The following is a 21792-nucleotide window of genomic DNA, read 5'->3' as shown; positions in this document are numbered from 1 at the left end:
CCGTCCCGCGGGCGCGGGGGGTCAGGAGGCGGGTTCGCCTGAGGGGACGGGGAGTTGGGTGCCCAGGGCGACCGGGACGCCGAAGTTGGGGGTGCCGTCGGCGTTCCAGGTGAACTTCTGGGCGCGGGTGCTGCGGTTCATGTCGCAGCCGCCGCTGGTGGAGCTGTTGGCGTGGTAGACGATCCAGTCCTCGGTGCCGTCGGGGGACTTGAAGAAGCCGTTGTGGCCCGGGGCGTAGACCGAGTTGGCGTTGGAGCGCTGGAAGACCGGGTTCGGGGACTTCACCCACGACGACGAGTTGAGCGGGTCGCCGCCGTTCCAGGTGAGCATGCCGAGCTTGTAGTCGGGGGTGGAGCAGTGGCTGGCGGAGTAGATGATGAAGGTCTTGCCGCCGTGGGTGATGACCTCGGCGCCCTCGTTGACGGCGCCGCCGACCGTCTCCCAGCTGTAGGTCGGCGTGGAGAGGATGCGGCGGGTGCCGCTGGCCGTCCACGGGTTCGACAGCGGGCGGATGAACATCGGCTGCGAGCCGTTGTAGAACGTGCCGAGCAGGTAGAGCTGGCCGTTGAGCTGCAGGATGCTCGGGTCGAGCTCCCACGTGTTGTCAGCGGTCGGGTCGAGCAGGTCGGCCTTGAACGTGTACGGGCCCATGGGGTCGAGGCCCGCGCTTTCGAGGACGTGGATGCGCTGCGTGCCGAGGTTGTACGGCTCGGCGCCGGCGGTGTAGTAGAAGTACCAGCGCTGCCCGTTGGGGCCGTTCAGCAGGTGGAACTCGGGCGCCCACATGGTGCCGGCGCCGTTGGGGCGGGTGAGGTTGAAGATGACGGTCTCCGGCGCGGTGGCCAGGCCGCCGAGCGTGCGGCTCTTCCGCATCGTGATCGTGCGGTTCCACGTCGTGGACGCCAGGTAGTAGTAGCCGCTGTAGTACGTGAGCCACGGGTCCGGGCCCTGCGGGTCGAGCGGGTTGGTGAAGGTGCGCGTGGTCGTCGTGCCGCCGTTGTACGTCGGCAGCCGCCACACCTGAGTGGTGGCAGTGGAGCAGGTCAGCTGCACCAGACCGGCGGACGCCGGCGCGACGCACTTGCCGGACTGGACGCTGACGAGGTTGAACGTGTTCGTGGCGCCGGAGACGGTGACCGCCTGCAGCCGGAACTGCTGGTTGGTCTGGCCGTTGCAGGTGTACTGGATGATCGTCGCGTTGTCCGCGGTGGAGCGGCCGGTCACGTCGACGCAGGAGCCGGAGGTGAGCGTGTTGACGGTGTAGGTGCCGGTCGCGTTCGCCACCGGGACGAAGGTGAAGTTCTGGCTGGTGGCGCCGTTGCAGGCGGCCTGCACGAGCTGCAGGACGTTGGTGGGTGCGCCGCCGGGGACGTTGGCGCACTGCCCGCTGGACTGGTTGACGACGGTGCTGGCGAAGGTGACCGGCGCGGCGGCGGCCACGCCCGGCCAGTTGAGCACGGAGACGGTCGTCGCCGCGAGCACGGCGAGCACGACTGGTCGATGCAACATCAGAAACCTCTCAGGTTCCGTTGGCGGCGAAGCCGGCGACCTCGGCGGCGGTCAGCGCGCGGCTGTAGATGCGGAGACTGTCGACGGCGCCGTCGAGGTACGGGTCGGCGTACTGGGATCGGCCGACCCAGTTCTGCGTGGTGGCGCCGAGGCTCGACGGGCTGAGCGTCAGCCCGGTGTTGCGGGCCACCTCCGCGCCGTTGACGTACAGCACGCCGAGGTTGCCCTCGCGGGTGACGGCGACGTGCGTCCAGGCGCCGGCCGGCAGCGCGGACGGGGCGTCGATGCGCTGCTCGCCGCCGGCACCGGTGGCCGTGATCGCGAACCGCGCGGTCCCGGAGCCCGACCTGGCGACGAGGAACATGTTGACGCCCGTGCCGCTGCCGAAGTCGAAGACGCGGGCCCAGCTGGCGAGCGTGTCGACGCGGACCCACAGGGCGACAGCGAAGTTCGTGGCGCCGGCCAGGATCCCCGACGGCAGCGCCACGAATCCGTTGGTGCCGTTGAGGTTGACGGCGCTGCCGGTGCGGCCCGTCACGTAGGTGCCGTTGGTGACCGTGGCGGTGCGGCCGTTGCCGGTGGCGTCGGTGCCGTTGCCCTCGAACTGGTAGTGCGCGACGAACTGCGGCAGCGGCGGGTTGGTGTTGACCGACCAGTAGACGCTGTAGCGCTGGCCGTGCACCTTGTAGAACGGCTGGAGGGTGACCCCGCCGGCGGTGTACTGCAACGGGGTCGCCGTCGCGGTGAGCGTGGCCGGGTTGAGTACGGGTAGTGCGCTGAGATTGTTGGTGCCGAACAGCCCGCCGAGGACGATCGGACCGACCTTCACCGCCTGCACGCTGCTGTTGTCGTTGGCGGACTCGCGGGTCAGCGCCATCGGCAGGGTCACGTCGATGACGTCGCCGGAGGCCCAGGTACGGGCGATCGTGGCGAACGAGCCGGGTGCGGGCGCGGCCTGAGCGGCACCGTTCACCCGTACCGACGCCGAGGACGCCCACGACGGGATCCGGACCTTCACGGTGAACGTGCCGGACCCGGTAACTGTGAGCTTGGTCGAGCCGGCCTCCGGGAAGCCGGTCTCCTGCCGGATCGTGACGCCGCGCGCGGACCACGTCAGCACCGACGGGATGAACAGGTTCACGTACAGGGTGCTGGCGCCGTCGTGGAAGTAGATGCTGTCGCCGAACTTGGTGTTGCTCTCCATGCCCGTGCCGTGGCAGCAGACGAAACTGTTGTAGTCGTTGCTGTAGGTCTTGATCCCACCGGCGCGCAACGGCACGTAGTAGCACTGGAAGCCGTGCGCGGAGTTCGGGTCCTGCGAGGCGAGGATGTGGTTGTAGAGCGCCTTCTCGTAGTAGTCGAGGTAGTCCACCCGCGACGGGTCGGTGAAGAACAGCTGCCGGGTCAGCTTCAGCATGTTGTGCGAGTTGCAGCACTCGGCGGTCGTGTCGGACAGCTCGCTGGCGATGCGGTCGGGCGCCTTGAAGTATTCGCCGTTGGAGTTGCCGCCGATCGCGTACGTGTGCCGGCGGGTGACGATGTCCCAGAAGTTGACCGCGATCGTGCGGTAGCGAACGGTCCCGGTCGCGTGGTACTCCCGGATCGCGCCGATGATCTTCGGGATCTGCGTGTTGGCGTGGTAGTTGTTCAGGCTGTCGGTGCCCGCCGCGAGCGGGTCGAAGATCTCGGCGTGGTCGAACTGCTGCGCGGCGGCGAGGTGCGCGGCATCGCCGGTCAGCTGGTAGAGGTTGGTGAGGACCTCGTTCATCCCGCCGAACTCGGTGTCGAGCATGTTCTGCCGCTGGGTCAGGGTCAGCCGGTCGTTGCGGAACTTGACCCACGCCGCCATGCCGGTGAGCACGGTCAGCGCCTGCGCGTTGCCGGCGAGCTGGTGCATGTCCAGCAGGCCGGCCATGAGCTTGTGCAGGGTGTAGTAGGGCGCCCAGACGGACTGCCGCGCCTCGACCCGGTCGATGAAACTTTCCGGGAACGCGCTGAGGTAGCCGGTGTTGTAGCCGGCGGTGGCGGCGCGCGACTGGCACTGGGCGAGGACGGTGACGAGCTGGTCGCCCTTGGTCTTGAAGGCGGTGTTGCCGGTGCTCGCGTACGCCTGGGCGAGGGCGGACAGGATGTGGCCGGTGGAGTGCCCGCGCAGCTCGGTGGTCGGTGACTCCCAGCCGCCGCAGGGGGTGGCGGAGGAGGAGAGCCCGACGTTGAGGCGGAACGTGTGCAGCAGCCGGTCGTTGTCCAGGAACAGCAGGTAGGAGTGGATGCGCCCGGCCGCGGCGGTGAACGGGCTGGTCAGCAGCTGCACCGCGGTGAGCGGGAACGCGTAGGCGGAGACGCCGGTGTCCGGGCGGGCGGCGCCGGCCGCCTCGGAGAACAGGAGCGGGGCGACGGCGGTGGCGGCGCCGGCGACGGCGGTGGTCCGCAGCACGCTGCGGCGGGTCACCGGTGGTGAGGACATGGGTCCCTCCCGAGGGTATGGGGTGTCCGCGGACCGTCCGTCCGTGGACGGTCCGCCGTGGTGCCGAGGAAGCGCTAGCCGCGCAGCGCGCCCGACATGAAGCCCCGGACGTAACTGCGTTGCAGGACGAGGAAGAGCAGCAGGCAGGGCACCGCCATGAACGTCACGCCGGCCTCCAGGGCGGCGTAGTCGATGGCGCCGAACGAGGCGGTGCGCATGTTGACCACGGCGAGCATGACGGTGAACTTGTCCGTGGAGTTGAGCAGGATGAGCGGGGCGAAGAACTCGCTCCACGAGGTGAGGAACGCGAACAGCCCGACGGTGATCAGGCCCGGCCGCACCGCGTGCAGCATGATGCGGGTGAGCGCGCCGAAGCTGGTACACCCGTCGATGAGGGCGGACTCCTCCAGCTCCTTCGGGATCGCCTCGAACGCGTTGCGCATCATGAAGATCGAGAACGGCAGCTGGAACATGATCAGGACGAGGCTGAGCCCGAGCAGGGAGTCCTGCAGGCCGATCCACCCCAGCAGCACGTACAGGGCGATGAGGATGGTCGCGTAGGGCACCATCAGGATCGCGAGGGTGAGCAGGAACAGGGCGTTCTTGCCGGGGAACTGGAACCGGCCGAACGCGTAGCCGCCGAGGGTGGCGACCAGCAGCGTGCCGCCGACGGTCAGCGCCGACACGGTGACGCTGTTGACGATGTGCTCGAAGCGGATGCCGTTGTCCGAGGTGAACAGCCGGCTGTAGTTCTCCAGGCCGAAGCCGGACGGGGTGCGCACCGACGCCCAGGCGCTCCACAGCAGTGGGAACAGGAAGAGGACGGCGAGGGCGGCGGCACTGATCTTGCGCGGCATGAGCACGGGTCCCTACTGCGATCGGCGGCGCAGGACGCCGAGCTGGATGGCGTTGAACACGATGAGCACCCCGAGCAGCACGACCGAGATCGCCGCCGCCGAGCCGAGATCCAGCTCGATGAACGCCTCCCGGTAGATCACCATGACCAGCGACGTGGTGCTGTTGTCGGGGCCGCCGCGGGTGAGGATCCAGAACTGGTCGAAGGCGAGCAGCGAGCCGGTGATCATGAGCGTGAGCACCAGCGCGATCGTCGGGCGCATCAGGGGCACGGTGATCCGCCGGAAGATCTGCCAGCGGGTCGCGCCGTCCAGCCGGGCCGCCTCGTACACGTCCAGCGGGATCGCCTGCAGGCCGGTGAGCAGGATCAGCATGTTGAACCCGGCGAAGCGCCACAGCACGAGCACGACCGCGGAGCCGAGCGCGGAGTTGGGGCTGCCGCTGGTCCACGACACGTACCCGTCGACCAGCCCGACCGTCTCCAGGACCCGGTTGACGGGGCCGATCTCGTCGCTGAGCAGGCCGAGGAACAGCAGCGACGCGCTGGCGAAGCCGACCGCGGCGGGCAGGAAGAACGCGGTGCGCAGCAGCCCGACCCCGCGGCGGCGGTGCTGCACCATGAGCGCCAGGCCGAACGACAGCACGAACAGCAGGACCGTGACGACGACCGTGTACTTGAGGGTGAACCACACCGCGGTGCGCAGCAGGTCGTCGTCGGCGAGCCCGGCGTAGTTCTCCGGCGCGTTGATCGTGGGCGCGCCGAGCAGCGGCCAGTGGTGCAGCGACATCCACACGACCAGGCCGAGCGGCACGACGAAGAACATGCCCACCACGAACGCGGTCGGCGCGGCGTACAGGGCGCCGATCCACTGCTTGTTGCGTTTCCTTCGCGGCGGCGCCGACGGCAGGACCGTCGGTCGCGTTGGCGCCAGCAAGGTCATCATCTTCTCCGGTGCGACCGTGTTCGAGGGGTGTCTTGGTCCGAGGGGTGTGCCGGCGGGCCGCCCGCCCCTGCTCGCACAGGGGCGGGCGGATCGGCCTACTTCTTCAGTGAGGCGGTGAGGGCGGCGGCGCCGTCACCGAGCGACTTCTGCGCGTCGCCGAACAGGGCGCCGCGGAACGCGGTGTTCCACGGGCTCTGCGGGTCGTTGTAGGTGGCGTTGAAGTTCTTCGCGTACGGCGTCTTGCCCTTGCCCATCAGGTTGTTGATGGTCACGATCCGCGGGTCGGCCGAGGAGTACTTGTTCGAGGCCAGGTCGGTGCGGGTCGGCACGCCCTTACCCTTCGCGACGACCTCGACCTGCGCCTCGTCGCCGAGGGTCCAGGCGAGGAAGTCCCAGGCCGCCGCGGCGTGCTTGCTGGTGGCGCCGATGCCGATCGAGTCGCCGCCGACGAACGTCGACTCGCCCCCGTTGATGCCGCTGATCGGCGCAATGCCGACCTTGAAGGTGGCCTTCTCCTCGATGATGCCGAGCCACGCCGACGGCGCCGGGGCGATGCCGATCTTGCCGCTCTGCAGCGCGCCGAGCCAGGTCGGGCCGGCCTCGTCCTTCGACGCCGGCGCGGCGACGCCCTCGTCGTACAGCTTCCGGTAGAGCGCGAAGACCTCCGACATCTCCTTGGAGTCGATGGTCGAGGCGGTGCCCTCGGCGTTCATCACGTCGCCGCCGGCGGCCCACACCGACGGCCACAGGGTGAAGACGTTGCAGCCGCCGCAGTTGCCGCCGAAGTAGGTGCCGTTGATGTCCCCGCCGAGCTTGTCGATGGCGCGGGCGGCCGCGGCGAACTCGGTCAGCGACGCCGGCGGCTTCTCCGGGTCGAGGCCCGCCTTGGTGAACAGGTCCTTGTTGTACAGCATGACCGACATGTCGATCGTGTGCGGGACCGCGTAGTTCTTCTTGTTCCAGGTGCCGTTGCGCACGTGCGCCGGGGCGACCTTGTCCTTCATCGGCAGGGCGTTGAACTTGTCGGTGATGTCCAGCCACAGCCCCTGCGAGGCGTACTGCGGCGCGAACACCACGTCGGAGGCGAACAGGTCCGGCAGCGCCTTGGCCCCGGCGGCCGAGGCGAGCTTCGCCGGGTACTCCTCGTTCGGGTACGCGGTGACCTGCACCTGGTTCTTGTGGGTGGCGTTGTAGGCGGCGGCGTACGCCTTCGACACGGACTCGGTGGCGGCGCGGGTCCACAGGGTGAGCGTGGCACCGCTGTCCGCGGCCTCTCCGGTCGCCGCCGGGGAGTCAGCGGAGTCGCCGCAGGCGCCGAGCGCCAGCAGCAGGGTGGCGGCGACGGTGCCGCTCAGTAAACGCTTCAAGGTCGGTCCCTTCCTGGACACATTGTTTGTGAGCGCTATCAAAAAGCAAGAGCGGAGGTGCTTTCGCGCACGACGAGGTCGGGGGCCGACCGGTGCTGACCGGTCTGCCGCACGCCCGCCGCGATCTGGGTGACGAGCAGGTGCATGCTGCGCCTGCCGAGCTCGGCGAAGTCCTGCCGGACGGTGGTCAGGGGAGGCTGCAGGTAGGGCGCCTCCGGCATGTCGTCGAACCCGACGACGCTGACCTCGTCCGGCACCGCCCTGCCGGCCTGGTGCAAGGCGCGCAGCACGCCGATCGCCATCTGGTCGTTGCCGCAGAACACGGCCGTCACCGACGGGTCGGCGGCGAGCGCCCGGCCGGCGGCGTAGCCGGACCGGGCGCTCCAGTCGCCGGGCAGCGGGACGGGCACCGGCAGACCGGCGTCCTCCAGCGCTGCCTGCCAGCCGACGAGCCGTTCGCGGGCCTCGGGCCACTCGGGCGGGCCCGCGACATGGTGCACGGTGCGGTGACCGAGCGCGATCAGGTGCCGGGTCGCGAGCCCGGCACCCGCCGCGTTGTCGACGGCCACCATCGGCACCTCCGGCATCGCCGCCACGTCGATGCCCATGCCGACGATCGGCACGTGCGCGGGCACGTCGAGCAGCGAGCGGCCGAGCGCCGTCCAGGCCGCGGCGACCGGGGCGAGGGTGATGATCCCCTCGACCGCCTGTTCCCGCAGCCGGCGGATCGCTTCGGACACGGAGGGCACGTTCAGCTCCCTGGCGCTGGCGATACTGACGAAGTAGCCCGCTTCCCGGGCCGCGCGTTCGATGGCGTGGACCATGAACGACGGCCCGAACAGCGTGGTGTCGAAGGTGACCAGGCCGACGGTCTGCGACCGGTTCGTCGCCAGGGTCCTGGCCGCGACGTTGGGCTGGTAGTCCAGCGCCCGCATCGCGGCGAGGACCCTGGCTCGGGTCTCGGACCGCACACTCGGGTGGTCGTTGACCACCCGGGACACGGTCTGGTGTGACACCCCGGCGAGGTGGGCGACGTCCCGCATCGCCGGGGGCCTTCGAGCGGTGTGCATGTCGTTACGGACCGAATGCTTTGACTTCGAGGAGGCCGACCGAGGCCGTGCCGCTCTGCAGGAGCACCCGCAGCCTGGTCGTGCTCACCGCCGTGAACGTCACGTGGTTGTACTGGTTGATCCCGAGCGGGTAGCCCGAGGCTCCGGCGACGTCCACGTAGGCGGTGCCGTTCCAGTACTGCAACTTCCACGAGGCGGGCAGCCGCACCCCGCCGTTGTCGTCGAAGAAGTAGACGTCGGCGGAGTTGAGCGTCTGTGCGCTCGACCAGGTCAGCAGCCCCCACTGCTCGCCCGTGTTGGGCCAGGTGCCCCAGCGCGGGTTGACGGTGTCGTTGGAGCTCGGCGGGTCGATGCCGTCGTTGAGCGCGGCCACGCTCTCCCACGACGAGGTGTAGGACGCGCTCGGGGTGGCGCTCAGGGCGAGGTTGCCGCCCGTCGGCGGTGGCACGGTGCCGCCGCCCCGGTTGTACACCTTGACCTCGGTCAAGGCGGTCTTGAAGCCCGACGCGTGGGTCACCTGCACCCGCAGCCTAGTGGTGTTGACGGCGGTGAAGTTGACGACGTTGTAGTTCGCCCGTGGCGTGCCCGGCGTCTTCACCGGCGCGGCCACGTTCACCCACGCGCTGCCGTTGTAGTACTGGATCTGGTACGAGCTGGGCTGCCGGTACCGGTTGGTGGCCCGGTCGTTGCGGAACCACAGCCGCACCTCGTCGACCGTCCGCGCCTGGCCGAGGTTGAGCTCCAGCCAGTCGGTGGCGTTCGGCGAGCCGTAGGTGCCCCACGTCGGTTCGTTGATCGGGAACCCGTCGACCGCGTTGGCGCCGGCGGTGCCGCTCGCCGTGTAGGACGCGGAGGTGGCCACGCCCTGCGCGTAGTTCGGCAGGGTCGAGGTCAGGTCGACGCCGGCCTTGTTGAACATGTCGACCATCTGTGCGCTGGTCTGGCTCACCTGGGCCGGCGCCTGCAGGCCCGAGTACGCCGCGCTGAACTGCACGGTCGCGCCGCCGCCGGCCGGGAACGTGACCGCGCCGGTGCTCGGGTTCCACACCAGGCGGACCAGCTTGTCGACGGTCGCCACGCGGGTGCCGTTGACGAAGATGGAGTAGCCCTGCGGGATGCCGCTGTACTTGACGACGCCGTCGGCCGGGTCGTCCCAGACGACGCTGAGGTCGGCGTTGCGGTAGCGCAGGTTGTTGGCGGCGAAGTTGGGCCAGCCGATGTTGAGCGGGCTCAGTTCGACCTGGTTGTCGTTGCGGGGCCGCAGGCCCATCACGTCCTCGATGACGGTCCAGTTGCTGCTGCCGAGGATGTTGTGGTGGATCCAGGACCGGTAGTCGATGTTCTTCGTGCCGGCGTTCCAGTCGGCCCAGAACTCGTTCGCGTCCGGCCACTGGGTGTTGCCGCCGATGTACTGCGCCCAGGCGTTCCAGTACAGCAGCTTCTTGTAGTCCTCGGTGGACATCCACTGGTTGGGGTAGTTGCGCAGCACCGAGGAGTACAGGCGGAACTGCACCGTGGAGTTGATGGTGGAGAAGTTGTTGCTGCCCGGCTGGCCCGCCGCGGCGGCGGCCGCCTTGTCCTTCTGGTTGGCCGTGAAGAACGGGAAGACCGGGTACTCGGCGGGGTCGGCGAACAGGCGCAGCGCCTGCTTGTACTCGTCGGTGTTGGGCATCGCGCCGACCGAGTACGGGTAGTAGTTGTTGATCTCCTTCCACGGCACGAGCGCGTTGGTGGAGACGTGCCGGTGCTCGATGAGCTTGTTGGTCGAGTCCCACAGCGTCGACACGATGGCGTTGCGGATGCGATCGGCGATCGCCTGCATCTCGGCGGCCTTCGTGGTGTTGCCGATCGCCGTGTACGCCTGGACCGCGGCGAGCGCTCCACTGTAGACGTACGCGGACTCGGCCCGGTCCATGTTGCCGGAGCGCCAGTGGAACGACACGGCGTCGGCGTCGTTGCCGGTGAGCGCGCCCCAGTCGTACTCGATGAGGCCGTTGTTGTTGTGGTCGTAGTAGGACAGCTGGCCCTTCACGTCGCCCTCGGCGTACTTGGCGAGGTTGCCGGCGATCGCGGGCTGCCCGCCGTGGATCTGATAGCTGCGCCAGGCCGCCTCGGCGATGTACTGGGTGTAGCTGTTGGACCAGTTCTCCGGGTCGCCGGGGTTGTCCATGAAGCGGCCGCCCTTGGACGTCTGCCCGACCGACAGCCACGGCCCGTAGGAGAAGGCGGCGTTGCGCAGGTACTTGAGGTCGTCGATGTGCATCGGCTGGGTGAGCGCGATCGCGTTGTTGTAGCCCAGCGCGCCCTCGACCGAGACCGGGAACTGGAAGTCCTGCCCGGGGATGTCGACGTCGAGGTAGTTGAAGCGCATCAGCCACCAGCGGTAGTAGATGTTCTTCTTGATGGCCGGCTCGGGCACGTCGAGATACGGCACGTTCACGGCCCACCAGCGGTTGTAGTCCCGCACGTGGGTCGAGAAGGCGGTCGCCGCGCTGTAGCCCTTGTAGGCGTTGTACTCCGTGAGCGAGTCGGGGATCTCGTTGGCGACGAAGCCGAGCAGCACCTTGGTGGTGACGGTGGCGCCGGCCGCGATCGTCACCGACCGGTTGAGCCCGCCGCTGGTGGCGGTGAACCCGTCGGCGGACAGCCGCGGGTACAGGGTGGTGAGCGCGTTCTTCACGCCCACCTGGCCGGTCAGCTCGTTGCCGCTGCCGGACGTGGCGTAGGGCGAGGTGACCCGCAGCGCGATCGTCTGCGAGGCGGTGCCGGTGTTGGTGATCGCCAGGTTGTCGACGGCGACGTTGTTGTGGGTGATGAACTTCGTCTGGTTGATCCGCAGCGATCCGTTGGTGTGGACGCTCTTCCAGTGGCTGGGCGCCTGCCAGCGCTGCGACACCTGCTCGGTCCAGGTGCCGGTGCCGGCGGTGACGGTGAACGCGCCCTGCCCGTTGATGCTCTCCCAGTACGCGACGTCACCGCCGAAGCCGAGCGTCGCCGGCGTGTGCGTCTTCATGAACACGCCCCGGCCGCGGGTCATCAGCCAGGTGCCGGCGGGGTCGCTGCCGGGCCGCGCGAGCAGCCGGTCCATCCAGAAGTCCGTGCCGCCGCTCTCCGCGTCGAAGATGGCCTGCATGGTGTTGCCGGTGCTCATCGCGACCGGTGGTGCGGGCACGGCCGGCCCGTTGAACGTCGGGTAGCCGATCGTCTGTGCCGCGGACGCCGGGTTGGCGGCCAGCATCGCGGCACCGATCGAGCCGGTCAGGGCGGTCGTCAACGCGATTGCCAGCCTGAGTTTCCAGCGGGGGTGTGGCATCGCGTCACCTCCATTTCGGGTGGGGGTCAGGTGGTGGGCAGCCAGATCCGCATCGTGGAGGGCCCGCGCCGGGCCCAGCGGTGGTAGGGCACAAGGGTGACCACGATCGGATCGGAGCTTTCGGGTTGGTCTTCGCGGCCCTGATACGGCCAGCCGCGCTCAACGCGATGGAGCAGGCGCCCCTTGACGGCGGTGGCCTCGGGGGCGACGGACGTGTCGACCTGGAGGTCGTCGAGGGTGACGCCGTCCTCCTGGTCGACCGACTCGGCGCACATGACGACCGGGCCGACCTCGACGGCGGCACAGCCACGGGTCGCGTCGACCCGCTGGTCGGGGAACGTCCAGCGGGGTTTGACCGGCAGGTCCAGGCGGACCTGGTCGCCGTCGCGGGTCGGCGTGGCGCCGTCCGCCCAGGCCGGCACCCGCACGGTGACGGGCCGGTCGGCGGTGACGACGACGGTGCCGCCTTCTGGGTAGTCGGTGTCGACGGTGACCCGCTCCCCGACCGTCTCCGCGTCGACGGTCATCGGTGCGTAATGGTGCACCTGCACGCCCTTGTCGTCCTCCGTCACCAGGTAGGTGCCGAGCGAGGCGACGAGCCGGGCGACGTTGTTGAGGCAGCAGGAGACCTCGAACCACGGGGCGCGCGGCCCGCCGCCGAAGCGCAGCTGCTCCCGGTCCGGCGGCACAGCCTCCGTCGGGGTCCGCTGGTGCAGGGTGTTGGCGTAGAAGAAGGACTGCCCGTCGTCGGCGACCGCGGTGGCGATCACGTTGTGCAGGACCCGGTCGACGATGTCGCCGTAGCGCAGGTCGCCGGTCGCCAGGAGCAGCCGGTGCGCGAGCATCACGGTGGCGACGCCGGCGCACGTCTCGGAGTACGCGCGGTCCGGCGGCAGCACGAAGTCGTCGCCGTAGGACTCGTCGAGGTGCCGCGAGCCCATCCCGCCGGTGATGTAGGTACGCCGGGCGAGGGTCCGGTCGAACTGCCGCACCACGGCGCCGAGCAGCGCGTCGTCGCCGGTCTCCACGGCCACGTCGACGGCACCGGCGGCGAGATAGAGCGCGCGGACCGCGTGGCCGGCGAACGCCTCGCCGTCACGGACCGGCACGGCGTCCTGGAAGTACCGCCAGCCGAACTCGTGCTCGGGCAGGCTGCGGTACCCGCGGCGCTCGACGAACCGGGCCGCCTGGTCGAGATAGCCCTGCTCGCCCGTGACCCGGAACAGCTCCACGAGCGCGGTCTCGATCTCCGGGTGACCGCACAGCCCTTCGTCGCCGAAGGTCGCGCAGACGTGGTCCGCGACGCCGCGGGCCACCTCGAGCAGGCCGCCGGCCAGGCCGGTGCGGGCCGCGGCGACGCCGGCCTGGATGAGGTGCCCGGCGCAGTAGAGCTCGTGGCCGAAGTTCAGGTCGCTGTACCGCTCGGGCTGGCCGGGCCGGCCGAACGCGGTGTGCAGGTAGCCGTCGGGGGCCTGCGCGGCGGCGATCATGGCGGTGAGCTCGTCCAGCCGCGCCGAGTGGTCGGTGCCGCCGGGGCGGACGGACTCCCAGCACATCGCCTCGACGTGCTTGTAGATCTCGGAGTCGGAGAACTCCCGGCCGCGGCGGCGCTCGGTGCCCGTGCCCGTCGTGGCGAAGTTGCCGGTCCAGCCGAGCCGGTCGAGCCAGGTGCGGCAGTGCTCGATCGTGGCGGTGCCGTTCACCGCCTGGCGCTGCGCCCAGAACCCGCCGGTGATGCGTACCCGTCGCGGATCGACGGGCCGCAGTACCCCGCGGGACGGGAGCACCGGCCCTCCGCTGGCGTCCGACGTCACTGCGGTACCCACCTTTCTGTGTTACGAAAACCTTTTCGGAAGGATGGCAGCATGACATCGCCGTGTCAACGGTCGATTTTCTGCGCGCGGCGCTGCTGATCTGACCCGAATGTCGGTTTGTGACAGTTGTGACACGCAACTGAGCATGTGTATGCTCGCCGAAAAGTTTTCGGATGCTTTGAGAAGGGCCACTGGTGAGCAGGAAACGCGCGCAGGTCACCCTCACCGACGTCGCCAAGCTGGCCGGCGTCTCCGTCGCGACCGCCTCCAAGGCGCTCAACGCCCGCGACGAGGTGGCCCCGGCGACCCGGCGGCGGGTCCAGCAGGCCGCGGAGGAGCTGTCCTTCCAGCCCAACGTGCTCGCGCGCGGCCTGATCTCGGGCAACACCCGCACGATCGGCCTGCTCACCGACGAGCTGTCGGCCGCCCGCTTCGCGATCCCGGTCCTGCTCGGCGCCGAGAACGCCCTCGGCAACGAGCAGATGAGCGTCCTGCTCTGCGACGCCCGCGGCGACGCCATCCGCCGCCAGCACTACATCCGCACGCTGCTCGCCCGGCAGGTCGACGGGTTCATCATCCTCGGCGACGCCAACGACCTGCGCCCGTCACTGACCCGCAGCATCCCCGTGCCGGTCGTCTACGCGTACTGCGAGTCCGACGACCCCGCGGACCTGTCCGTCGTCGCCGACGACGCCGGCGGCGCCCACCTCGCCGCCGAACACCTCGTCTCGCTGGGCCGCCGCCGCATCGCCCACATCACCGGCGACCACGGCTACCGCGCCGCCCGCGACCGCGCCCTGGCCTTCGCCTCGGGCCTCTCGTCGGCAGGCCTCTCCCTGGTCGGCGAGCCGCTCTTCGGCCAGTGGTCGCAGCGCTGGGGCCGGCACGCCACGTCACGGCTGCTCGCCTCGCACCCCGACATCGACGCCATCTTCTGCGGCAACGACCAGATCGCCTCCGGCGTCACCGAGGCCCTGCGCGACCTGGGCCGCACCTGCCCCGACGACGTGGCCGTGGTCGGCTACGACAACTGGGAGGTCTTCGCCACCGAGTGCCGCCCGCCACTGACCACGGTCGACCTCAACCTCGAGCAGCTCGGCGCCACCGCCGTCCGCCACCTCTTCGCCGCCCTCGACGGCGACCACCACTCGGGCGTCGTCCGCCAGCCCGGCCGCCTCGTCGTCCGCGAATCCACCGGCGTCGCCCCGATCCAACCACCGGCGCGCCCGGCGTGACCGGGCAGCGGATCCGGTCGCGGGGACGGCCGGATCCGCGATCTGATCACGAGGCGGGGCGGGTCGCGGTGAGGGCGGCGCGGGCGATGGCGAGCGCCTCGTCCAGGTCGAGACCGAGGCTGGCGATCACGGCGGCGTAGTCGGCGGCCGCGTGGCGGGCGCGCTCGCGGCTGGCCTCGCCCGCCGCCGAGACGAACGAGCCCGCCCGGCCGCGGGTCTCGATGAGACCCGCCTCCTCCAGCTCGCGGTAGGCCCGGGCGACGGTGTTGGCGGCCAGCCCCAGGTCGGTCGCCAGGCTGCGGATCGTCGGCAGGCGGAAGCCGACCGGCAGCGTGTGGTCCTGGATCTGCCGGGCGAGCTGGACGCGCAGCTGCTCGAAGGGCGGAACCGCCGAGGCGGCGTCGATGACGATCATCGGACGATCATCGCTTGCCGGGCGGTGGCCAGGCTCGCCGGTGTCCGGGCGTGGATCAGCGCCAGCGCGGCGACGCCGAGGACGACGGCGCCGAACGCCGCGACGTTCCACCAGACCGGGGCGAAGCCGCACAGCAGGACCACCGGGAGCGTCCACAGCACGCTCGGGCTGGTGGACTCCCTGGCGTCCTCGATCCGCATGATGACGTCGACCGTCAGCGACGTCTCGTCCTCCGCCACCACGGGGCTGGTCAGCAGCTGCCGCAGCTGCACGGCGGTCCCGGCGGCGACGCCGAGCACGGCCACGAGCAGGATCACCGCACCCTGGCGGACCAGCGGATCGGAGACGGTCAGCGCGCTGAGCCCGAGGGCGACGGCCACGCCGAGCGTGGCCAGGCCGAAGGCGGCGTGCGCCGGGCCGAGCACCACCCGCCAGCCGGGCTTCACCGCGTGGGCGGCCCGGCGCGGCAGCGTCGCTCCCGCCCGCCGGTCGGCCGCGGCCAGCCGGCGCGCGATGAGCAGCCGGGCGACCAGCAGCCCGGCGGTCGCCGCGGCGAGCACGAGCAGCACCAGCCGGTGCGACCAGCTGTCGTTGAGGCTGGCGGCCTGCGCGAGCGACGCAACGATGATGAGCGCGGCCAGCACCAGTGCGTCGGCGATGCGCGCCTGCCGCCGGGCGGCCAGCCGCGCGCCCAGCAGGTCGGTGACCGGAGCGTCCGGCAGCCCTTTGCCGTCCAGCCAGGCGCGTGCCGACCGCTCGTCCGACGAGGTCATGACCCCTCCCAAACCTGTAGCAACCTTTGTATCACCATAGTGAGACATGGTTTGCTACAAAGTCAAGCTCGCCCCGGCCGGGCGCCGCCGGGCCGGTCCGGCGACGGGGAACGCGCAGATTACCGCTCACATCGCCGCAACCCCAGTACGGCATCAACAATTAACGTCCGGACGGTGGTGTTGACAATGTTCATGTGATCGCTAACATTCCGCGAGGAGCGGAGGCGATCAATGGGCTTACGCAAGGCCGGGATGCTGGCGCTCGTCGCCGTGTTCGCGCTCGCCGCATGCCAGCGCGCCTACCACGGGCCGGCGCCGGCGGGGACCGCGGCCACCGACGACGGGACCGTGCTGACGATGTGGACGCGCTCGCTCACCGGGGCGTTCAGCCGGGCCCTCATCGACCAGTACAACCGCAGCCACCGCAACAAGGTCAAGCTCACGGTCATGCCGGGGGACTCCTACCAGCAGCGGGTCGGTGCGGCCGCCGGCACCCGCCAGCTGCCGGACCTGCTCGCCGTCGACGTGGTGTACGCGCCGAACTACGCCGCCCAGGGCGTGTTCGCCGACATCACGGCGCGGGTCGCCACGCTGCCGTTCCGGGAGGACCTCGCGCCGTCGCACATGCGGGCCGTCCGGCACGCCGGCCGCACCTACGGCGTGCCGCACGACATCGACCTGGCCGCGTTGTTCTACAACAAGGACCTGTTCATCCGGGCCGGGCTCGACGGCGACCGGCCGCCGGCCAGCCTGCGGGAGCTGCGCGAGTTCGCCACGAAGGTCAACGGGCTCGGCGGCGGCGTGCACGGGTTCAACTTCGGCGGCGCGTGCCCGGACTGCATGTTCGCCACGGCGTGGCCGATGATCTGGGCGTCCGGGTCGAAGGTCCTCAACGAGGACGGCACCGCCGCGATGCTCAACAGCGCCGACGCGACGCGGGTCTTCCAGTTCTACCGCGGCATGTACGCCGACGGACTCGTCCCCCGGTCGGCGAAGAACGAGAGCGGCCCGTCGTGGACGCAGGCGTTCAGCGAGGGGCTGATCGGCATCCAGCCGATGGGCGCCACCGCCCTGCGCAACATCGAGGAGGCGTCGCGGCTCCAGGTCGGCGTCGCCGCGATCCCGGGCCTCGAAGGCGGCGCGTCGTCGTTCATCGGCGGGGACGTGCTCGGCATCGGCTCCAACAGCCGCCACGCGGACCAGGCGTGGGACTTCATCGCCTGGACGCTGTCGGAGCAGGCGCAGGTCGACGTCGTGGCGAAGAACCGCTACGTGCCCGTCCGCAGCGACCTCGACAACAACGTCCACGCCCAGCAGGACCCGCGGCTGGTGACGTTCACGGCGATCGCGCGGAAGGGCCAGACACCGTACGCCGTCGCGTTCGGCAAGACGTTCAACGACCCCAACGGCCCGTGGATCGAAGCGGTCGCCGACGCGGTGTTCGGCCCCGGTGACGTCGGCGCCGCCCTCGACCGGCACAACGGAAGCATCACCGCATCGCTGGAAGAGGGCTGACCATGCGGCGCACCGGAGGTCTCCTCTACGCCATGCCGATGGCGCTGCTGGTGGCGGTGCTGTTCGTCGGACCGCTCGGCCTGATGGCGTGGATGTCGCTCAACCACTGGCCGCTGCTGGGCGATTCGGCCCCGAACGGCGTGGCGAACTACGAGGCGCTGCGCGAGCCCCTGTTCACCCGGGCGATCGTCTTCAGCATCAAGTACACCCTGGTCGCGACCGTGCTCGTCGGGCTGATGGCGTTCGGGCTCGCCCTGCTCGTGCAGCGCCCCGGGCCGGCCGTGACCGTGTTCCGGACCGTGTTCTTCCTGCCCGCCGCGGTCGGGCTGGCCTCAGCGAGCCTGCTGTTCTACGGCATGTTCAACCACGACGCGTCGCCACTCAACGCGTTCGCCGCGCTGTTCGGCAGCGACGGCGTCGACTGGCTCGGCGACGGCGACAACGCGCTCTACTCGACCGCGGTCATGATCACGTGGAAGTTCGCGGGCTACTACATGGTCATCATCATGGCCGGACTGCAGTCGATCAATCCGCTCCTGTACGAGGCGGCGACCATCGAGGGCGCGACCCGCTGGCAGATGATGCGACGGATCACGCTGCCGCTGCTGCGCCCCACCATGACCCTCGTCCTCGTGCTGCTGGTGACCAGCTCGCTGCTCGCGTTCGACCAGTTCTTCATCCTCACCGGCGGCCGCCACGGCACGGCGACCGTCGTCATCGGCATCTACCGCGAGGCGTTCACGTCCCAGGACCTCGGCCGCGCCGCCGCCATCTCCGTGGGCATCCTCGCCGTCCTCTACGCCGTCAACGGCGCACAGGTCCGATTCCTCAGGAGCGCCCGATGAAGGCCCGCATCACCACCTGCGCCGCGCTCGCCGTGCTGTTCCTGACCCCGATGCTGTGGGCGCTCTGGGCGTCGGTGCACGGCCGCACCGGCACCGGGCAGCTGGGGCTCGACAACTACCGGCGGCTGCTGGTGTACGGCAGCGGCCTGCCCGTCTACATGCGCAACACCGCGTTCGTCGCCCTCGTGACCGTCGCCGTCACCGTGGTCGCCACGACCCTGGGCGGCTACGCGATCGCCCGCTTCTCGTTCCGCGGCCGGAACCTGCTCTTCATGGCCACCCTGACCATCCTCATGGTGCCGCACAGCACGATCCTGATCCCGCTGTACATCATGCTCGACTGGCTCGGCCTGCAGAACTCGCTGGTCGGCCTCGCGCTCGTGCTGGCTATGTTCCAGCTGCCGTTCGGGCTGTTCATGATGCGCAACTCGTTTGAGGCGCTGCCCGTCGAGCTCGACGAGGCGGCCCTCATCGACGGCTGCGGCCCGGCCGGCGTCCTGCGCCACGTCCTGCTCCGCGGCGTCGTCCCCGGCATCGTGACGGTCGCGTTGTTCTCGTTCCTCGCCTCGTGGAACGAGTTCGTCGCCCCGCTCATCTTCATCACCGACGACGAGAAGTTCACGCTGCCGGTCGCCCTGTTCAACCTGCAGTCCGGCAGCCTCGGTGCCGTCGACCACGGCACCCTGCTCTCCGGCGTCGTCACCGCCGCGGTGCCGTGCGTGCTCCTGTTCCTGTTGCTGCAGCGGTACTACGTGCGCGGCTTCGTCAAGGGTGCCCTGAAGGGCTGATCGGGTACCGTGGCCCGGTGACCCCGCAGGACCGCTTCGACGCGCTCGCCGACGAGCTCAGCACCGAGCCGGGCGTCACCCTCCCCGGCGCGACCGGCGGCACCGGCTTCGGCGCCGCCGCCCTGCGCGTCAACAACAAGATCTTCGCCATGCTGGTCCAGGACCGCCTCGTCCTGAAGCTCCCCAGACCCCGCGTCGACGCCCTCGTGTCCGCCGGCCAGGGCGACCGCTGGGACGCCAACAAGGGCAGGCCGATGCGCGAGTGGCTCACCGTCTCCGCCACCACCGGCGAGCCCTGGGAGTCCCTCGCCCGCGAGGCCCTCACCTTCGTCGCCGCCGGCCGCTGAGCCCGGGGTCAGCCGGTCCGGTCGGGGGCGGACCTGGCCAGGAGCAGGCCGGTCGTGAGGGTGGCGAGGACGGCGAGGCCGAGCAGGATGCCGGGGGTGTCGTCGATCGTGCGGTACACGGTGATGAACTGGTCGCCGAGGGTGCCGGCGGCGACGCCGAGGAGGGCGCCGGCGGTGACCATGCCGCCCTTCCAGACGACCGTGGCGGGGATCGCGACGAACACCAGGAGCATCAGCCACTGCTCGCCGCGGTCCAGGCGGTTGTACGGCACGGCGGACGTGGTCCACATGATCAGTAGCAGGCACGCGGCGGCGACGGCGGGGTGCGGCCAGGACAGGCGGGTCGGCACGGAGCGGATCAGCACGGCGGCGAGCACCAGCGTCGCAGCGCCGAGCAGGACCAGGCCGACGCCGTTGGTCCAGCTCAACGCTTCGGCGGTCGGGCCGGCGAGCACGCTGACCGGGCCGGCTGAGGCGCCGACGAAGTACGCGGCCGCGCCGGCGCTGCGCCTGGCGACGAGCAGCAGCGCCCCGCCGATCAGCACGACCGTGCCCGCGGCGACGGAGAATACCGAGGCGTTGATGTTCGGGGCGGCCTGATAGGACCACCGCTCCAGCTGGTCCCACAGGATCAGCGCGAACCCGGCCGCGGCGAGGCCGGCGGCGACGAGCGCCGCGGTGGCCGGGCCCTTCGCCAGCCCGGCGGCCGGGCGGCGCCGCGGTCGGCGCGCAGCAGCACCAGCAGCAGGACGGCCGCCGCCAGGAGCAGCAGCGCCGGCGCCACCCACTGGGTCTCCAGGCCCTGGTCGCGGTCGCCGAGGTCGGCGCCGAGCAGCCACACCAGCGCGCCGCCGATCCACGCGCCGACGGTCCAGCCCGCCCACGGCCTGGCGCCGGCCGCCGCGTAGATCAGCAGCGTGCCGAGGCCGACCGCGAGACCGATCCGGAACACCTGGCCCGACGCGATGACCTCGTAGCGGCCGGTGCTCAGCCACAGCAGCGCGGCGGGCGGCGTCCAGAACGCGACGGCGGCGAGCCCGAGCGGCAGCAGCCGTGGCGCGGTGCGGGCGCGCAGCGCCGCCTGGCCGACCAGCCACACCACGGCGAGCAGCGCGACGAGTTGCGCCGACAGCGCCGGGAGCATCAGCGAGAATTCGTCGGTCCAGTCGAAGTACCGCGAAACCAGGGCGATGTCCCCGATGACCGGGAGCAGGGCCCACGGCGCGAACCCGGCGGCGACGCCGAGCACCGGTCGCGCGTGTGCCGAGCGGGCGGCCAGCCACCCGCCGAGGACGACCAGCACGCCGAGCGCGGCGTAGTCGAAGACCGGCTCCAACCCGTTTCCGGAGACGACCGCGGACGGCCCGCTGTCCAGCAGCATGACCAGGTGCCGCAGCAGCGCCGTGCCCGCCACCGCGATCCCCAGCCCACGGACGGCGGCGACGCGACCCGGTGCCCCTGACGCGGGTGTCGGCGCGTCGGCGACGGGTGCCGCGGGCGGCGCGGTGAACAGCGGCGCCGGCACCGGCCACCCGCTGCTCTCCGGCGCCGGCGCGGCACCGCCCGGCGCAGCGGCCACGGGGGGCGCGCTCACGGGGGCCGCGCTGCCGGGCACCGCACTGACCGGAGCCGCGCTCACCAGGGTGGTGCTGGCCGGCGCCGCGCTCACGGGACCGGCGTCGCCGGGCACGGCACTCACGGGAGCGGCGGCGAACTGGCCGGCGACAGACGGGTCCGGAGCCGCACCCACAGCCGGCGACACCGAAGCGCCACCCACAGCCGGCGACACCGAAGCGCCACCCACGGCCGGCGACACCGGAGCGCCACCCGCCGTAGGTGGCGCCGAAGTACGCCACGACCGCGTTGTCGATGTCCAGGCCGCCGGCGTCGCGCAGGCCCTCCTCGGCGAGGACGGTGAACCCGTCGTCGGTGCGGCCGACGACCGACGCGTCGAAGGTGCCGGCGCCGAAGTCGTACACCACCACGCAGCGCCCGACGGGCACGGTCTGCGCGAGGGTGTCGACGAAGTACGCTGCGGCGGCGACCGGCTCGGCGACCAGGGCCGGCTCCGCCAGCCCGGCGATGCGGGCGGCCTCCTGCAGCACGGACCTGCGCCGCGGTCCCCACGAGGCCGGGTAGGTCAGCGTGACCTCGCCGACCGGCGCGCCGGCGACCCGCTCCGCCTCGGTGCCGACCCGGCGCAGCACGGCCCCGATCAGCTCGGTGACGGGCAGCTCGGCGGTGCCGAGCAGGACCGACCCGTCGTCGATGCGCAGCTTCGGGTTGGGCTCGAAGCTGTCCGGGTGCGCCCGGCCGGCGTGGATCGCGTCGCGGCCGATGAGGAACGCGGGGTCGGGCGCGCGCCAGTCGACGCAGACCGCCGAGGGCAGGATCGGCGTCTCGCCGAACAGCAGGGGCCGGACCTGACCGTCCGGTTGCCCGAGGACGGCGACGGTGCTCGACGTGCCGAAGTCGATGCCGAGCCGGACCCGATCTGCGCGCATGCGGACAACGTGACGGCCGGGCCACTGACGG

At 70.8% G+C, this 21792-nt stretch carries 18 protein-coding genes and 1 pseudogene; 6 read left to right on the top strand and 13 right to left on the bottom strand.

Annotated features, from left to right (window positions below; genetic code table 11):
- Positions 1 to 21: 21 nt before the first annotated feature.
- From AB0I21_RS24775 to AB0I21_RS24740, 8 genes are all read right to left on the bottom strand, one after another.
- Positions 22 to 1509 carry a family 43 glycosylhydrolase gene (locus tag AB0I21_RS24775; protein ID WP_360564512.1) on the bottom strand — a complete coding sequence of 496 codons (1488 nt, stop codon included), beginning with the start codon at positions 1507 to 1509 and terminating at the stop codon, positions 22 to 24.
- 10 nt (positions 1510 to 1519) lie between these two features.
- A complete protein-coding gene (locus AB0I21_RS24770) occupies positions 1520 to 3976 on the bottom strand; it encodes a beta-L-arabinofuranosidase domain-containing protein (protein ID WP_360564511.1) in 2457 nt (818 codons plus the stop codon).
- Between the two features lie 74 nt (positions 3977 to 4050).
- Positions 4051 to 4833 (bottom strand): carbohydrate ABC transporter permease, encoded by a 783-nt coding sequence (locus AB0I21_RS24765; RefSeq protein ID WP_344511092.1) that lies wholly within the window; start codon positions 4831 to 4833, stop codon positions 4051 to 4053.
- A 12-nt stretch (positions 4834 to 4845) separates the two neighbouring features.
- Positions 4846 to 5772 (bottom strand): sugar ABC transporter permease, encoded by a 927-nt coding sequence (locus AB0I21_RS24760; protein ID WP_360564543.1) that lies wholly within the window; start codon positions 5770 to 5772, stop codon positions 4846 to 4848.
- A gap of 98 nt (positions 5773 to 5870) precedes the next feature.
- On the bottom strand, positions 5871 to 7142 hold the full coding sequence (locus AB0I21_RS24755) for a sugar ABC transporter substrate-binding protein (protein ID WP_360564509.1): 1272 nt from the start codon (positions 7140 to 7142) through the stop codon (positions 5871 to 5873).
- A gap of 38 nt (positions 7143 to 7180) precedes the next feature.
- Positions 7181 to 8185 carry a LacI family DNA-binding transcriptional regulator gene (locus AB0I21_RS24750; RefSeq protein ID WP_360564507.1) on the bottom strand — a complete coding sequence of 335 codons (1005 nt, stop codon included), beginning with the start codon at positions 8183 to 8185 and terminating at the stop codon, positions 7181 to 7183.
- A gap of 31 nt (positions 8186 to 8216) precedes the next feature.
- Positions 8217 to 11525, bottom strand: coding sequence for a discoidin domain-containing protein (locus tag AB0I21_RS24745; protein ID WP_360564505.1), 3309 nt, complete (start codon positions 11523 to 11525; stop codon positions 8217 to 8219).
- Positions 11526 to 11551: 26 nt separating this feature from the next.
- The gene (locus AB0I21_RS24740) at positions 11552 to 13339 is read right to left on the bottom strand and encodes a beta-L-arabinofuranosidase domain-containing protein (protein ID WP_360564504.1); all 1788 of its coding nucleotides are present in this window, start codon (positions 13337 to 13339) and stop codon (positions 11552 to 11554) included.
- Positions 13340 to 13533: 194 nt separating this feature from the next.
- Between AB0I21_RS24740 and AB0I21_RS24735 the strand changes: the two genes are divergently transcribed.
- Positions 13534 to 14574 carry a LacI family DNA-binding transcriptional regulator gene (locus AB0I21_RS24735; RefSeq protein ID WP_360564502.1) on the top strand — a complete coding sequence of 347 codons (1041 nt, stop codon included), beginning with the start codon at positions 13534 to 13536 and terminating at the stop codon, positions 14572 to 14574.
- A 46-nt stretch (positions 14575 to 14620) separates the two neighbouring features.
- Here the strand turns inward: AB0I21_RS24735 and AB0I21_RS24730 are convergent, their stop codons facing one another.
- Together AB0I21_RS24730 and AB0I21_RS24725 are read right to left on the bottom strand one after the other, a co-directional pair.
- The gene (locus AB0I21_RS24730; protein WP_360564501.1) at positions 14621 to 14989 is read right to left on the bottom strand and encodes a GntR family transcriptional regulator; all 369 of its coding nucleotides are present in this window, start codon (positions 14987 to 14989) and stop codon (positions 14621 to 14623) included.
- Positions 14986 to 15762 (bottom strand): hypothetical protein, encoded by a 777-nt coding sequence (locus AB0I21_RS24725; RefSeq protein WP_360564499.1) that lies wholly within the window; start codon positions 15760 to 15762, stop codon positions 14986 to 14988. The genes AB0I21_RS24730 and AB0I21_RS24725 overlap by 4 nt, the downstream gene beginning before the upstream one ends.
- 231 nt (positions 15763 to 15993) lie before the next feature.
- On the opposite strand from AB0I21_RS24725, the gene AB0I21_RS24720 reads away from it, so the two are divergent.
- The 4 genes from AB0I21_RS24720 to AB0I21_RS24705 are packed head-to-tail and all read left to right on the top strand — an operon-like array spanning position 15994 to position 19257.
- Positions 15994 to 17277 carry a sugar ABC transporter substrate-binding protein gene (locus tag AB0I21_RS24720; protein WP_360564498.1) on the top strand — a complete coding sequence of 428 codons (1284 nt, stop codon included), beginning with the start codon at positions 15994 to 15996 and terminating at the stop codon, positions 17275 to 17277.
- A 2-nt stretch (positions 17278 to 17279) separates the two neighbouring features.
- Entirely contained in the window at positions 17280 to 18122 is an 843-nt protein-coding gene (locus AB0I21_RS24715) for a sugar ABC transporter permease (protein WP_360564496.1), read from the top strand.
- A complete protein-coding gene (locus AB0I21_RS24710) occupies positions 18119 to 18910 on the top strand; it encodes a carbohydrate ABC transporter permease (RefSeq protein ID WP_360564494.1) in 792 nt (263 codons plus the stop codon). Before AB0I21_RS24715 ends, AB0I21_RS24710 begins: the two co-directional genes overlap by 4 nt.
- Positions 18911 to 18927: 17 nt before the next feature.
- The gene (locus AB0I21_RS24705; protein ID WP_360564492.1) at positions 18928 to 19257 is read left to right on the top strand and encodes a hypothetical protein; all 330 of its coding nucleotides are present in this window, start codon (positions 18928 to 18930) and stop codon (positions 19255 to 19257) included.
- A gap of 8 nt (positions 19258 to 19265) precedes the next feature.
- Here the strand turns inward: AB0I21_RS24705 and AB0I21_RS24700 are convergent, their stop codons facing one another.
- From AB0I21_RS24700 to AB0I21_RS24690, 3 genes and pseudogenes are all read right to left on the bottom strand, one after another.
- The gene (locus AB0I21_RS24700) at positions 19266 to 19802 is read right to left on the bottom strand and encodes a hypothetical protein (RefSeq protein WP_360564549.1); all 537 of its coding nucleotides are present in this window, start codon (positions 19800 to 19802) and stop codon (positions 19266 to 19268) included.
- An 86-nt stretch (positions 19803 to 19888) separates the two neighbouring features.
- Positions 19889 to 20851, bottom strand: coding sequence for a hypothetical protein (locus AB0I21_RS24695; protein ID WP_360564547.1), 963 nt, complete (start codon positions 20849 to 20851; stop codon positions 19889 to 19891).
- A gap of 298 nt (positions 20852 to 21149) precedes the next feature.
- A pseudogene (locus tag AB0I21_RS24690) lies at positions 21150 to 21464 on the bottom strand (Hsp70 family protein); the annotation flags it as partial.
- On the opposite strand from AB0I21_RS24690, the gene AB0I21_RS24685 reads away from it, so the two are divergent.
- Positions 21403 to 21684 (top strand): hypothetical protein, encoded by a 282-nt coding sequence (locus AB0I21_RS24685; protein WP_360564545.1) that lies wholly within the window; start codon positions 21403 to 21405, stop codon positions 21682 to 21684. The pseudogene AB0I21_RS24690 and the gene AB0I21_RS24685 overlap by 62 nt on opposite strands.
- Positions 21685 to 21792: the final 108 nt, after the last annotated feature.

It is taken from the genome of Dactylosporangium sp. NPDC050588 (assembly GCF_040654975.1).
Taxonomy (GTDB): domain Bacteria; phylum Actinomycetota; class Actinomycetes; order Mycobacteriales; family Micromonosporaceae; genus Dactylosporangium; species Dactylosporangium maewongense.
The sequence above is the reverse complement of the archived record's forward strand: the minus strand, read 5'-3'. Positions and strand labels throughout refer to the sequence as shown.

Bases quoted from the DNA above. Each gene is read 5' to 3' on its own strand.
- AB0I21_RS24715 (WP_360564496.1), top strand. From the start codon at position 17,280: ATGCGGCGCACCGGAGGTCTCCTCTACGCCATGCCGATGGCGCTGCTG.
- AB0I21_RS24725 (WP_360564499.1), bottom strand. From the start codon at position 15,762: ATGACCTCGTCGGACGAGCGGTCGGCACGCGCCTGGCTGGACGGCAAA.
- AB0I21_RS24750 (WP_360564507.1), bottom strand. From the start codon at position 8,185: ATGCGGGACGTCGCCCACCTCGCCGGGGTGTCACACCAGACCGTGTCC.
- AB0I21_RS24760 (WP_360564543.1), bottom strand. From the start codon at position 5,772: ATGACCTTGCTGGCGCCAACGCGACCGACGGTCCTGCCGTCGGCGCCG.
- AB0I21_RS24745 (WP_360564505.1), bottom strand. From the start codon at position 11,525: ATGCCACACCCCCGCTGGAAACTCAGGCTGGCAATCGCGTTGACGACC.
- AB0I21_RS24770 (WP_360564511.1), bottom strand. From the start codon at position 3,976: ATGTCCTCACCACCGGTGACCCGCCGCAGCGTGCTGCGGACCACCGCC.
- AB0I21_RS24720 (WP_360564498.1), top strand. From the start codon at position 15,994: ATGGGCTTACGCAAGGCCGGGATGCTGGCGCTCGTCGCCGTGTTCGCG.
- AB0I21_RS24730 (WP_360564501.1), bottom strand. From the start codon at position 14,989: ATGATCGTCATCGACGCCGCCTCGGCGGTTCCGCCCTTCGAGCAGCTG.
- AB0I21_RS24765 (WP_344511092.1), bottom strand. From the start codon at position 4,833: ATGCCGCGCAAGATCAGTGCCGCCGCCCTCGCCGTCCTCTTCCTGTTC.
- AB0I21_RS24775 (WP_360564512.1), bottom strand. From the start codon at position 1,509: ATGTTGCATCGACCAGTCGTGCTCGCCGTGCTCGCGGCGACGACCGTC.
- AB0I21_RS24710 (WP_360564494.1), top strand. From the start codon at position 18,119: ATGAAGGCCCGCATCACCACCTGCGCCGCGCTCGCCGTGCTGTTCCTG.